Raw genomic sequence first — 13309 nt, forward strand, 5'->3', positions numbered from 1 at the left:
TATGAGTTTATCTAATTCAAACTGGAAAAATTATATAGCCAAGATTCAACGACAGTCGTATCTGATCATTGGCATGGTCTCATTTATTCTCTTTGGACTCATTGCTGGCGGCGCATGGTACTATTTCCAGCATCAAGAATCTTTAATGGAGGCAGAGAGAGTAAAAACGGAGCAGGAACTTTCAAGGAAAAAAAAGTCAATTGATGATTATTACTTCAGGATCTTAAACGGCGCGCCATTATCGCAATTTGTGAATTCACTTTTAGAAATTAACAAAAGCAGTATTCCGTTGTCTTTATCTGGGTTTAATCTTGATAGCTATGTTTGCGATCTATCGAAATGTACTTTTAGCTATAAATCTTTAAGTGGCAGAATATTTAATGTTCAAGAACTATCTATATTCAATAATAACTTCAAGGCAAATATTTCAGACAAAGGATTAGAATATATGGTTAGCCCATCGTTATTGAGTAATGATAGTTTGATTGAAAAATACAAGTTAAGAAAGCCTATCGCCGTCGCGAAATGCAGTGAGCTAGTGAACTATGTACATTCATTTAACTCTATGGTCGCTGATGGCAAAAACAAGGTAAACATTTCTGGTTACCCCCAGTCTGAAATTAGTGCTGTGGAACATATTCTACCTGATGTGAAGAATCTTTATGGGTTCCTCAATGTGCAATGGACTACCATATTACCTGACAATATACGAGAGATATCATCTTTTTTGGGGCGTCAGGCTTATAATGAATCTTTTCTCGTGAATAAAGTAGAAAAGAAAAAATCATCCGAAGTAGAGGTTTCAGGAACTTTATTATGCGCCAACTAAATATCATATCAGTTTTTAGTATTGCAGTAGCGACATTATCTGCATGTGCAAGCGTTGCGGCGCAGGAAGTAAATGGTGCTTCTTCATTGGCCAGCCCTGGTCAGGAGCAAATTGTTCGCCTGTTGGAGGAAGATTTCAACTTTGAGGCACAGAAAAGGCAGCTCAGTAACCAACTCGCATTAGAAAAATTACGCAATGAACTAAATAAATTAAAGGCAGACGGCCAGGTAATACCACAGCTTTCTTCTCCGGCGGTGACTGATAGTACAGCAGAGCTTAAACCGGTGATTGCCACTGAGGTACCGGCTATTTTATTAATATCCGAAGTCGCCGGCTTACCGAGAATTCTTGTTAAGGATGGGGACAATATCAAACTTCGTAAACCATCTGATATTTTTGTTGCAGATAACGCCAAAAAATATAAGTTTGTTTCACAAGGGAGCCAAAAGTTCCTTTTGAAGGAAATACAATAGTGGATAAAATAGAACTTAGAAATATCAATAGTCATGCCTATAGAAACGAGTTTTGGCAATTTTTTATAGTGGAAGAAGAAATTCTTATTGGTAAGCAGGATGAGCATTTCTACTTTATTTTAAAAAATACCGATGAAATCGTTCCTGGGAAAATTCAATCTGACTTGAATTATATTTCTTTCGTTCATAAACAGCATGTGCGCGGTGTCGCTATTGTTGACTCTGTTTTATATTTTGAACTTATTGAGAATATCTCATTAGAAAACACTAAACGACGCGATCTTAACTCCAGTACTATCCAACAAGAATTGGAAGCAATGTTGTTGCATGCGGTAAAGCGCGGAGCTAGTGATTTACATATTACCCGTAGCGATGTGATGGCAAAAGTAGAGCTTAGAATTAATGGCGTACTTATGCTTGATAATCAGATGCTATCTACAAAATGCGATGAATTAATTTTTGTGCTTTATAATGTTCAGGCATCAACGCGTGATACAACATGGAATAGAGCAATTGCACAAAGTGCAAACATACTATATACATTGAATGAGCGTAGTTATCGCTTTCGCTATGAACACTATCCAATTTTTGGTGAAGTAGAAGGGTGTTACCACTGTGTGTTACGTATTATTCCTTCTGGATTATCGACAGTAGTAAATCCTGATTTAGGGAAGATAGGTGTCTCAGAGGATGAAATTAATGATGTAAAGAAAATCCTTAGTAATCCATACGGCGTCTATTTTATTGCTGGAACCACAGGTTCTGGTAAGTCAACAACGTTGAAGAATATGATGGAATGGATGCAGGTCAACCGGTATGGCGACAAAGGCTGTTTTCTCACAGTAGAGGATCCCGTTGAGTATCAGATATATGGAGCCAAACAGAGTTCTGTTTTAGACGGTGAAAGCGGTGGGTTTCACACGGCGATAAAGTCATCGTTACGGCGCGATCCTGATGTTTTAATGGTAGGAGAGATTCGCGACCCTGTATCTTCCAATGCATTAGCTGGCGCTGTTGAGAGCGGTCACTATTGTTTCACAACCGTCCATGCGGGGAACATCGTGACATTGCTGCAGCGACTCTCAGCGTTGGGAATTAGCAGTGATAAACTGTCTACCCCTGGTTTTATTGCTGGTTTACAGTGTCAAAAACTTATTCCAGTGCTCTGTCCAAATTGTAAAATAAAGCATGATGTAAATATTCTTGGTAAAGAATTTGAGTTGTATAAAGCAAATGATGATGGATGCGGGAATTGTAATTTTACCGGGGTGAAATCCCGTCAGCTGGTCATGGAGTATTTAATACCAACACATCGAGAACTGGACGCATTGGCAAATCGGCAGTGGCTGAATGTTTATTCTATCTGGCGAGAAAAACGTCTTACATCTCCAGGGATCTCTGAAGGTTTTGATATTAAAGAAAAAGTATTTATGCATGTCCTGCGAAAACGAGCGTGTTATCACTGGTTTATGATGGAGTTCGGTCAAATCCAGGATGCTGATATGGAGGTATTACTTGAAAAAATTTAATAAAAAGCAACGAGTTTATCTTTATCAGTTTTGCGCAGATATGCTGGAATCTGGCTTACCAATTTACGATTCTATTGAAAAGCTACGCTCTGAAGGAGAGGCCCTGCTGGGAAAGGGATTTTCAAAGAAGCTTGATACATTGATGACTCGAATGAAAAAAAGTCCGTCGGTATCATCTTCATTTGAAACGCTAATACCAATGGAGGAGTTGAGCGCCATTACGGCTGCTGAGAATAGCGGTAGCCTCGCTCAAGGTTTTGCCAGCATGGTTATGACTATCAACTATCAGCAAAAATTAAAGAGCCAGCTGATTAAGTCAGTGACTTTCCCTGCCATTATGATGGTCCTGGCATTAGTGGTCATCGCTGGTTATGCCATAAAAGTTTTTCCGGCGTTTGAGAAAGTCGTTGCGGTAAGTCGCTGGCCTGGCGTGACGCAAAACCTCTATCATTTTGGTACTGCTTTATATAATGGATTATGGGTGACTTTTTTAATTGTCATTGTGGCTGCGATAGTCATCATTCGTTTTGTTATGTTCAATATTCATGGGGAGTTCAGGAATAAAGTTATTGATAGAGTTATTCCTTTTTCTATTTACAAGAAACTGGTTGCTACCGTTTTTATTAACGACTTGTCTCTAATGATTAAAAACAGAATTCCAATTGCAAATTGCCTCATTATTATTGAGAGAAATGCCAACCGCTGGGTTAAATCGCATATACAGAAAATGCGAGACAATATGGCCAGAGGGCTCAACTATGGCGATGCGTTCAAAACGGGTTTGTTGGGCGGCGATGAATTACTGAATATTAGCTTATATGCCAGTTTACCCTCGTTTGACCAGGTGCTGGTCACTGTCGCTGATAAAGCAAAAGAGAAAATCGATCAAAATATCAATGCGCTGGCGGGTATGTTGAAGTCCTTTTCGACGATGATTCTGGGTGGGTGTGTAGTTTGGGTGTTTATTGCGCTATTTGCGCTTTCTGATGAACTATCAAAAATGACTGGTTAACAAAAGAGGTTAATATGAAAATGAGAATGCAGTATGCGTTATTGATGACAGCGATGTTTGCATCGTTTCCAGGTGGAGCAGCTCCTTCTGGAGGCTCAGAAGGAGGGGCTTTTACGGTGAACACTCCGAAGCCTTCCAGCGTTGATGAGATTCGGGGATGCCCCACGCTTGAAACTCCATTACGATTAACATTTACGGAAGCTATTAAACCGACCCATACCCTTTCTGGGGGGCTGGATCTTTGGATGGATCCATGGCGTGGAATGTCTGAATCTATTGAACCATGGGTTCCTGCCTGGGGAAGCAGAGGTCCAGATGCACATGAAATCCATGTTTATGTCGAGCTATTTAAAACACCAACTAACCGTTTTGCTAACCGAGATGGCGTCTTTTCTTACGCCGATCCTACAGGTGTATTGCATACCAATGGACAATATGAATGGAAACATGTACCTGAGCTGGGAAAACATGTTTATAAGGCGGTGATCGACTCTTGGAATAAAGGACAAACTAAAGATATTTATTTGCCTGGGCGGGATTTTAAATCAGTAGATGTATTTTATTTTCAAAATAACAGGCCGAACTGGAATGCCAGACATGATTATAAGAAAATGGTTGATCTGGTAGGGAGGATGAATAAATCGTACTCAGAAAAGGTAGTATGGCTTAAATATAATGCGATTGAGGTTCCAATCGAACAGGATGATGAATCACAAGCCCTTTTCCTTTATCAAAAACTAAGCCGGAGTAATGTCAAAGACAGCAAGATTGATTATTATCAATTCAGAGGGTTGTTGTACCCTCGGTACTCTGGTGCCGCTGCTAGAAACTTTATCTTATTCGGAGGGGCTGATACTGAGAAGTTACGTTATCAACCAATTCCTAAAAGAGCATCGTATTCAATGGAGGACCGAGGCTCATTTAAAAACGCAATGAAAATTGATAGCATAGATATGAAGATTATGGAGTCTACCATTATTGGCGTTGCTGGATCCGGCAAACCGCATACCCGAGATCATGGTACCTTTATTGCTGATTATAGCCGTAGTGATTTTAGTATGACGCCAGAAAACCTCAAAGCATGTGGTCTTGAGTAATAGATATGTTAATTGAAAGCGGCATCCTCCTCTTTTTTTTAGTAACAGGTTTATGTATCGGTAGTTTTTTAAATGTTGTTATCTACCGTATTCCTGTTGCGTTGCTGGCCCCCGGAAGCGAGGTGTTTAATATTGCATGGCCACCTTCGCATTGCTGTTCCTGTAAGTCTGCAATTCAGAAGCGCGACAATATCCCGGTTATCAGCTGGGTGCTTTTAAAGGGGAGATGCCGCTTTTGCGGTAGCGCGATCTCATCACGCTACCCGCTAATGGAGGTTACTACTGGTGTAGTTTTCTCTCTCATTGGCGTCTGGATGGTTGCGTTTTGTGGACAAAACCTGCTGTCTACGCTACCGGTCCTTTTTTTATTTGCCGTGCTGTTATGTCTGGTTGCGATAGATGTTGATCACCTGTTGCTGCCTGACAGTCTGGTATTCACCTTGCTGTGGGGGGGGCTGGTATTTGCTGTTGGTGGATTAACGCCAGTCAGCCTCAGGGATGCAGTGCTTGGTGCGGTGATAACCTGGTTGTTTCTCTCGGCTGTTGTGTTGATTTTTAGCGTTGTGCGAAAAAAAGAGGGGATGGGAGCGGGAGATATAAAATTGTACGGTGCGCTAGGGGGATGGTTAGGCTGGCAGCAGATGCCTGCCTTACTGGTGTTATCTTCAGTTTTGGGGATGCTTATGTTTATGCTACTTAAGAAGAGAAGAGTCAGCGATATCGACACTGACGGACACATTTATCAGGTGATCCCTTTTGGGCCAGCAATTGCGACAGGCGGTTTTTCTCTTTATCTCATTATGCTCATTCGCACACTCTCTAGTTAATATATTTTTGATATTTGTGCATGCGTTATTTATATTTATCTGGTCTGTCGGTGGTGGGTGCTTTTTTGAGATAATCGATCGCTAATCTATTCGTGTTTGGTTTTTTATGTTGTTTTGTTTTAATTTCATTTAATTTTTTATCTGTATTTTATTTGGTTTCTGGTCTTTTCATCTGGCACGTCTTGTTTGCGCGGGATAAAAAAATATGTACTATTTTATCAGGTGGTGAGACAGATTGGTTTGTCGCGATTGTTTTTATTTCATATGCGGTTTTAGCGTCGCTATTTTTATGCGTGTTCTGAAGGTGGTTTTATTGTATTTGTTTATCTTGTTTAATGTTCTTGGCGTATTGTTTTTACGGCAGTTTCCTGTGTTGTACCGTGAAATAAAATCGGGGGAGTTATGTCCTTGACGATGCCGGATGTCCGAGACGCTTTGCATAATAACTGGTTTATTCCCTTCTTTCAGCCTGTACATGATACGGTGGGTAATGAATGCGTTGGTGCCGAGGTATTAGCCAGACTGTCTCATCCTTTATTGGGTGTTTTACCTCCGTCTGAGTTTTTACCACATATGCGCGATCAGCAGGACCTGGCGGTATTAACCCGAGCGCTAATGACCGAATCATGCCACCGGTTTGCCGGACAGGCGCTACCTGCGGGGTTTATGCTGACGTTTAACGTCACAACCGACATGCTTGAGCAATCATGGTTGCACGCTTCCTGTGAGGCCCTTATCGCTGCCCTGGGGGGGCGGGTTACCGTTATTCTTGAAATTCTTGAACATGCCTCATTTGAGGAGTTTCACCAGCAGCTCCTTTCCTCCGTCTCCCTCCTGAGACGTAAGGGAGTAAGGCTTGCTTTGGATGATTTTGGTACCGGCTATTCGGGTCTGGCATTGTTACATCAGGTTGGCGGGGATTATCTCAAGATCCCTCGCGAGTTTATTGCGGCAATGACCCGAGAGAAAACGGCGGACTGCATTATCGATAATATTGTCCATCTGGCGGATATTCTGCAGCTAGGCATTATTGCTGAAGGGGTTGAGTGTCAATCCCAGATCTCTGCATTATCTGCGAAAGGTGTCACTCTTGTTCAGGGTTTTTGCTATAGCCCACCTATTGATGGTGATGAATTTATTACCTATTTACGGCAGACGGGCAGCGCTATGACTTCCGAAGATGCAACGGTGAATACGATAACCAGACATATGACGCCTGAACTCCTGCATCGCTGTGCTCGTCTTCATCGCCTTTCTCCGCGTGAAACGGAGGTTATTACGTTAATTGCCCTAGGGAAAAAGCTAGCCTTAAGTTCAAAAAATAGCGTCCGCAGCGTTAAAACAATGTCCGTCCAAAAGCTGAGCGCCTATAAAAAAATAGGTGTCAAAAATGACGTCGAATTTATTCATTATCTGTATTGCCTGGCAGATAATACGGAAGTTGCGTGAGTATTCGTTCTGGTAAAAGCCCCAGCAACTGGGGCTAAAACGACGCTCAGGCCGACAGGCTTTTCAGCAGCGCGAAAGCTTCTTTCATGTTGTCTTCACTGACGACAAACGCGCGCAGCTTGCCCTCTTCATCAAGACCTTTCGCCACCATGCCGCTGTGCCGGTTGACGAGATGCCAGCACAGGTCGCGGCGGTGGCTCTCGCCCGCCAGATGCAGGGGCATATCCGGCGTTTTGACCTTCACCAGCATCGGCGGCAGCGTGAGGGCGCCGGGCTGGCCGAGCAGATTTTTGGCAAGGCACAGGGCGCTGAGCAAAATCGGCTGCAGGAAGGGCAGAACCCGGCCATTGATTTCCGCGCAGTCGCCGAGCGCGTAAATATGCGGGTCGCTGGTCTGTAGCGCGCCGTTAACCTCCACTCCGCGCTGAACCCGCAGCCCGGCGCGGCGGGCGAGGGCGGTATCCGGGCGCAGCCCGGCGGCGGCCACTACCGCATCCACATTGACGCTGCGCCCGTCGTCCAGCGTGGCGCGAATGCCGTTTGCCGTTTCCTCAAGCAGGGCAAGCTGGCTTTTCAGCAGCAGATGGACGCCCATGTCGATGAGACGATGCTGCAGACGGCTGCTGACCTCTGGCGGCATCAGCGAGGCCAGAATGCTGGCGGCACTATCCACCAGCGTCACCTGCTTGCCGGCGCGGCAAAAATCCATCGCCAGCTCGGTACCGATGAGCCCGCCGCCGACAATAAGCACCCGCTTAGCATCAAACAGACGCTGCTGCGCGGCGCCGTACTCGCGCTGGCTGTTGAGGGTCAGCATCAGTTCATGCCCCGGCACCGGCGGAACGAACGGCGTCGCGCCGGTCGCCAGCACCAGCTTATCGTAAGACCACTGCGCGTCACGGCTTTTCACCACGCGGGCGCTGGCGTCGATATCCGTTACCGTGGCGTGGGGAAACAGGCGCACGGCGTACTGCTCTGCGAACGCCCCTGCGGGCTGTAGGGTCAGGTCGTCGGCGCGCTGGCCGCGGCTGATGACGTGGCTGATATCCGGTTTGTTGTACTCGTCGATGCTGTCGGCGGCGATAAGCGTAAGCGGTACATCGGCGTTCTGCTTGCGGATATTTTTAACCACCTGGCGGGCGGCGAAGCCCGAACCGATGATAACGATGCCGTGGTTCATTTTGCCTCCGTCGCCAGTACGTCAAAGACCTCTTTCCCCAGCGAGCATTCCGGGCACAGGAAGCTGTCCGGTACTTCGCGCCACGGCGTGCCCGGCTGGACGTCCTGGTTCGGTTCGCCCGTTGCCGGATCGTAGATCCACTGACAGACGCTGCACTGCATGCTGGGGCCAAGGTCAGCCGCTGCGGCGGCGGCACAGGCGCAGGCCTGCCCGGCGGCGCTGGCGGTTTTACCCGCCGTCGGCAGCGGGGCGAGCGCCCACTGGCGGGCGATTTCGCGACCGTGCTCGCGGCACAGCTCCAGCGCGTCGATATCCGGGTGCCATTTGGCCTTCAGGCTCAGCGACATCTCAAAACCGGCGTCCTGCAGGCGGGTGGATAACCGGTCTACCGCGCCGCCGCTCCAGCCGTGGGAGCCGAAGGCGCTGGCGCGCTTGTTGCGAAAGCGCAGGCCCGTCATCTCCTCCACCAGCCCGGCGATTTTCGGCATCATGACGTTGTTCATGGTGGAGGTCCCCACCAGCACGCCTTTGGAGCGGAACACGTTGGTCAGAATGTCGTTTTTATCGCTGCGCGCCACGTTGAAGATTTTCACCGCTACGTTCGGGTCCACTTCGTTGATGCCCTGGGCTATCGCGTCGGCCATCATGCGGGTGTTGTTGGACATGGTGTCGTAGAACAGGGTGATCCGGTCTTCCTGATAGTCCGCCGCCCACTTCAGGTACAGCTCGACTATCTGGGTTGGGTTATCGCGCCAGACCACGCCGTGCGAGGTGGCAATCATATCGACCGGCAGGTTAAAGCCGAGGATCTCGGTGATTTTCGGCGTCACCAGGCGGCTGAACGGCGTCAGGATGTTGGCGTAGTAGCGCTGGCACTGTTCAAACAGCTCAGCCTGGTCCACTTCATCGTTAAACAGGCGCTCGTCGCAGTAGTGCTGGCCGAAGGCGTCGTTGCTGAACAGTACCGCGTCGCCGGTCATGTAGGTCATCATGCTGTCCGGCCAGTGCAGCATCGGGGTTTCCACGAAGATAAGCTGTTTGCCGTTGCCGATATCCAGGCTATCGCCGGTTTTCACCACGTTGAAGTTCCACTCCGGATGGTGGTGATGACCGTTGATAGAGTCGATGGCGTTGGCGGTACAGTAAATCGGCGTATCCGGAATGCAGGACATCAGCTCCGTCAGCGCCCCGGCGTGATCTTCTTCGGCGTGGTTGATGACGATGGCATCGATATCTGCGAGGTCGATTTCCATGCGCAGGTTCTGCACGAACTCGCGGCTGAACTTGTGATCCACGGTGTCGATCAGCACGTTTTTCTCTTCGCGGATCAAATAGCTGTTATAGCTGCTGCCTCGCAGGGTTTTGTACTCTGTCCCGTGAAAATCACGGACTTCCCAGTCGCGCTGTCCAACCCAATGAATATTATTTTTAACCTGAATAGCCATAACAACCTCAATCAGTAATGCGTTTTTCCAAAAAGATGTCTGGCTATAATCAAATAGCGTGCCATTTTTTTATTTGATTGATTTTTAAAGGTATTGATATTTTTTGCTTTACGGGTTGTTGTCATAATGACTATGATTGCCGCTGTCAATGTGACAATGGTCACGGTCAAAATGACAATGAGGCAGCAATGAGTTTTTCCGTACAAGAGCTGGCGAAGATAGCCATTGAATTGCAAAGTGATATCGGCCACGCCGACCGCTTTGCCCGCCTGATCGCCACGCTGCGCCAGCTGCTTGGCTGCGATGCCTCCGCGCTGCTGCGCTATGAAGCGCACCAGTTTATTCCGCTGGCGATCGACGGCCTGGCGCAGGACGTGTTGGGCCGACGCTTTACCCTCGACGGGCACCCGCGGCTGGAGGCGATCGCCCGCGCGGGCGACGTTGTGCGCTTCCCGGCCGACAGCGACCTGCCCGACCCGTATGACGGGATGATCCCCGGGCAGGAAAGCCTGAAGGTTCATGCCTGCGTCGGGCTGCCGCTGTTCGCCGGACAGCGGCTTATCGGCGCGCTGACCCTCGACGGCATGGATGCCGAGCAGTTTGACAGCTTCAGCGACGAAGAGCTGCGGCTGGTCGCCGCGCTGGTGTCCGGGGCGCTGAATAATGCGCTGCTTATCGCGCGCCTCGAAAGCCAGAATGCGCTGTCCGGCGGCGAGGCGACCGACAGCGCGCCGACGCACACGGAGATGATTGGCCTTTCCGCGCCGATGCAGCAGCTGATTAAAGAGATAGGCATTGTCGCAGCCTCAGATCTTAACGTGCTGATTACCGGCGAAACGGGAACCGGCAAAGAGCTGGTGGCGAAAGCGATACACGAAGGATCGGCCCGCGCCGCCAGCCCGCTGGTTTATCTCAACTGCGCCGCGCTGCCGGAAAGCGTGGCGGAAAGCGAGCTGTTCGGCCATGTGAAGGGCGCGTTTACCGGCGCTATCAGCAACCGCAGCGGGAAGTTCGAGACGGCGGACAACGGGACGCTGTTTCTTGATGAAATCGGCGAGCTGTCGCTGGCGCTGCAGGCCAAGCTGCTGCGGGTGCTGCAGTACGGCGACATCCAGCGCGTAGGGGATGATCGCAGCCTGCGGGTGGACGTGCGCGTGCTGGCGGCGACCAACCGCGACCTGCGTGAAGAGGTGCTGGCGGGGCGTTTTCGCGCCGACCTCTATCATCGGCTCAGCGTTTTTCCGCTGCTGGTGCCGCCTCTGCGCGAGCGTGAGGACGACGTGGTGCTGCTGGCGGGGTATTTCTGCGAGCAGTGCCGGCTGCGGCTGGGGCTGTCGCGGGTGGTGCTGACGCCCGCGGCGCGCGCGCGGCTTACCGGCTATGGCTGGCCGGGCAACGTGCGCGAGCTGGAGCATGCGATTCACCGCGCGGTGGTGCTGGCGCGGGCGGCAGGCACCGGCGATGAGGTGCTGCTGGAGCCGTCACATTTTGGCGCCGGACAGGAGGCTGCCACCGGGGCCGCGCCGTCCGTACCGGCGATGGAGGGGATGAACCTGCGCGATGCGACCGATGCGTTTCAGCGGGAGGCCATTACCCGCGCGCTGACGGCGAACCAGAATACCTGGGCCGCCGCCGCCCGCGCGCTGGAGATGGACGTTGCCAACCTGCACCGGCTGGCAAAACGTCTGGGGCTTAAATAATCCCGGCGTGATAGAAGTTTTGCAGGTTGATGGCGCCGGTGAGATAGCCGTTCTCATCGACCACCGGCGCGGCGCTGATCTTATGGCGCATCAGGATCTCTTTGGCGTCGATGGCCCGCTCCTGCGACTGCAGCGTGACGCCGCCCGTGGTCATCGCCTCGCTGACAGCGTCGTTGAGCGTGCCGCCGCGCACCAGCCAGCGGCGCAGATCGCCATCGGTGAAGACGCCGCTGACCTGACCGGCGCTGTCGCAGACCGCAACCAGCCCTAACCCGGTTCTGCTGAGCTCCAGCATCGCGTCCATCACGTTGGCGTCGACGGTCACCTTTGGCACCTCATCGTCTTTACGCATCAGGTGATGCACCTTGTTCAGCAGACGCGCGCCGAGGGCGCCTGCCGGATGCGAGCGGGCGAAATCCTCTTCGCTGAAGCCGCGGGCCTGCATCACCGCCATTGCCAGCGCGTCGCCCAGCATCAGGGTATTGACGGTGCTGGAGGTGGGGGCCAGGCGCATCGGACAGGCTTCGCGCGCGACCGAAATATCCAGCACGGCGGCGGCGGCCAGTGCCAGCGGAGACTGCGATTTCCCGGTCATCGCCAGCAGCGCAATCGACTTTTCCTCCAGCCGCGGAATAATCAGCTCCAGCTCTTTGGCGCTGCCGGAATAGGAGATAAACAGCATCACGTCCTGGCTTTCGAGCATGCCGAGGTCGCCGTGCAGCGCTTCCGCCGGGTGAACGAAAAACGCCGGGGTGCCGGTGCTGGCGAAGGTGGCGGCGAGCTTTTTGCCGATATGCCCGGATTTGCCGATACCGGAGACGACCAGTTTGCCTTTGCAGCTGATGATGGTTTGCGCGGCGCGCACAAAGCTTTCGTCCAGACGATCCGGCAGCCTGCTTGCCTCCTGAAGCTCAAGCAGCAGCGTCTGGCGGCCAGCGTTCAGTAAAAAATCACTCATGAGATTCTCCGGTAATAATGACGTCAATTCCCTTGTCTTCCAGCGCCTGGCGAAACGCCGGGTCGATATCGGCGTCGGTGATGAGCTTGTCGACGCTTTCCAGCCCGCAGACGACGTTGGGGCTTTTGCGGCCGAACTTGGAGGAGTCAGCCATCAGAATGACCTCCCGCGCCGCGTTGCACATGGCTTTGCTGACGGTATACACCTCGTTGAAGGTGGTCACGCCCGCGTTCAGGTCAATGCCGTCGGTGCCCATAAACAGGCGGTCGAAGCTGAAATGTTCAAACGCGTTTTCGGCAAGCTGCCCGTGAAAAGAGGCGGATTTTTTGCGGAAGGTGCCGCCCGGCATCAGGATGGTCTGCTCGTTATCAAATTCGGACAGCGCATTGACGATATGCAGGCTGTTGGTCATTACCGTGATGTTGTTGAAGCGGCTTAACAGCGGCACCATCTGCAGCACCGTGCTGCCGGCGTCGAGGATGATGGAGTCGCCGTCATGAATAAACTGTACGGCGGCCTGGGCGATCAGCGCTTTTCTGTGCGTGTTGATCAGCGTCTTATGATCGATGGGCGGATCGGCTTCATCTTTGTTCAGCACGACGCCGCCGTAGGTGCGAATGACCGTCCCGGCGTTTTCCAGGGCGACTAAGTCTTTACGGATAGTGGTGCCGGTGGTGGCAAAGTGGTGCGCCAGCTCTTCGACCGAACACTTCCCCTGTGTTTGTAAATATTCGATGATGGCTGCCTGGCGCTGGCGAGGTTTCATAGGCGTCGGTATCCTGCGGTCAGATTTCGAAATGATAATTTCGC

12 protein-coding genes are annotated in these 13309 nt (G+C 50.6%); 8 read left to right on the top strand and 4 right to left on the bottom strand.

Annotated features, from left to right (window positions below):
• The first annotated feature begins 1 nt into the window (after window position 1).
• The 7 genes from ENTCL_RS05030 to ENTCL_RS05060 all read left to right on the top strand — a co-directional run bounded on the left by ENTCL_RS05030 (window position 2) and on the right by ENTCL_RS05060 (window position 7216).
• Complete coding sequence (locus ENTCL_RS05030) at window positions 2-829, top strand: hypothetical protein (protein WP_013365033.1); 828 nt, start codon at window positions 2-4, stop codon at window positions 827-829.
• Window positions 817-1302, top strand: coding sequence for a hypothetical protein (locus tag ENTCL_RS05035; RefSeq protein ID WP_013365034.1), 486 nt, complete (start codon window positions 817-819; stop codon window positions 1300-1302). Before ENTCL_RS05030 ends, ENTCL_RS05035 begins: the two co-directional genes overlap by 13 nt.
• A gap of 197 nt (window positions 1303-1499) precedes the next feature.
• Entirely contained in the window at window positions 1500-2831 is a 1332-nt protein-coding gene (locus ENTCL_RS05040; protein WP_157865576.1) for an ATPase, T2SS/T4P/T4SS family, read from the top strand.
• Window positions 2818-3843, top strand: coding sequence for a type II secretion system F family protein (locus ENTCL_RS05045; RefSeq protein ID WP_013365036.1), 1026 nt, complete (start codon window positions 2818-2820; stop codon window positions 3841-3843). Before ENTCL_RS05040 ends, ENTCL_RS05045 begins: the two co-directional genes overlap by 14 nt.
• A 14-nt stretch (window positions 3844-3857) precedes the next feature.
• A complete protein-coding gene (locus ENTCL_RS05050) occupies window positions 3858-4940 on the top strand; it encodes a hypothetical protein (RefSeq protein ID WP_013365037.1) in 1083 nt (360 codons plus the stop codon).
• Between the two features lie 5 nt (window positions 4941-4945).
• Entirely contained in the window at window positions 4946-5767 is an 822-nt protein-coding gene (locus ENTCL_RS05055; protein ID WP_013365038.1) for a prepilin peptidase, read from the top strand.
• A gap of 402 nt (window positions 5768-6169) precedes the next feature.
• Window positions 6170-7216 (top strand): EAL domain-containing protein, encoded by a 1047-nt coding sequence (locus ENTCL_RS05060; protein WP_013365039.1) that lies wholly within the window; start codon window positions 6170-6172, stop codon window positions 7214-7216.
• Window positions 7217-7262: 46 nt separating this feature from the next.
• Here the strand turns inward: ENTCL_RS05060 and norW are convergent, their stop codons facing one another.
• Window positions 7263-8396 (bottom strand): NADH:flavorubredoxin reductase NorW, encoded by a 1134-nt coding sequence (gene norW, locus ENTCL_RS05065; RefSeq protein ID WP_013365040.1) that lies wholly within the window; start codon window positions 8394-8396, stop codon window positions 7263-7265.
• Window positions 8393-9841 (bottom strand): anaerobic nitric oxide reductase flavorubredoxin, encoded by a 1449-nt coding sequence (gene norV / locus ENTCL_RS05070; protein WP_013365041.1) that lies wholly within the window; start codon window positions 9839-9841, stop codon window positions 8393-8395. The genes norW and norV overlap by 4 nt, the downstream gene beginning before the upstream one ends.
• A 188-nt stretch (window positions 9842-10029) precedes the next feature.
• On the opposite strand from norV, the gene norR reads away from it, so the two are divergent.
• The gene (gene norR / locus ENTCL_RS05075; RefSeq protein WP_013365042.1) at window positions 10030-11541 is read left to right on the top strand and encodes a nitric oxide reductase transcriptional regulator NorR; all 1512 of its coding nucleotides are present in this window, start codon (window positions 10030-10032) and stop codon (window positions 11539-11541) included.
• On the opposite strand, the gene gutQ is transcribed toward norR, so the two are convergent.
• Together gutQ and srlR are read right to left on the bottom strand one after the other, a co-directional pair.
• Window positions 11534-12499 (bottom strand): arabinose-5-phosphate isomerase GutQ, encoded by a 966-nt coding sequence (gene gutQ, locus ENTCL_RS05080; RefSeq protein WP_013365043.1) that lies wholly within the window; start codon window positions 12497-12499, stop codon window positions 11534-11536. The two genes, norR and gutQ, sit on opposite strands and share 8 nt — an antisense overlap.
• A complete protein-coding gene (gene srlR / locus ENTCL_RS05085; RefSeq protein WP_013365044.1) occupies window positions 12492-13265 on the bottom strand; it encodes a glucitol operon DNA-binding transcriptional repressor SrlR in 774 nt (257 codons plus the stop codon). The genes gutQ and srlR overlap by 8 nt, the downstream gene beginning before the upstream one ends.
• Window positions 13266-13309 lie beyond the last annotated feature (44 nt).

Source organism: [Enterobacter] lignolyticus SCF1, from assembly GCF_000164865.1.
In the GTDB taxonomy this organism is placed as follows: Bacteria; Pseudomonadota; Gammaproteobacteria; order Enterobacterales; family Enterobacteriaceae; genus Enterobacter_B; species Enterobacter_B lignolyticus.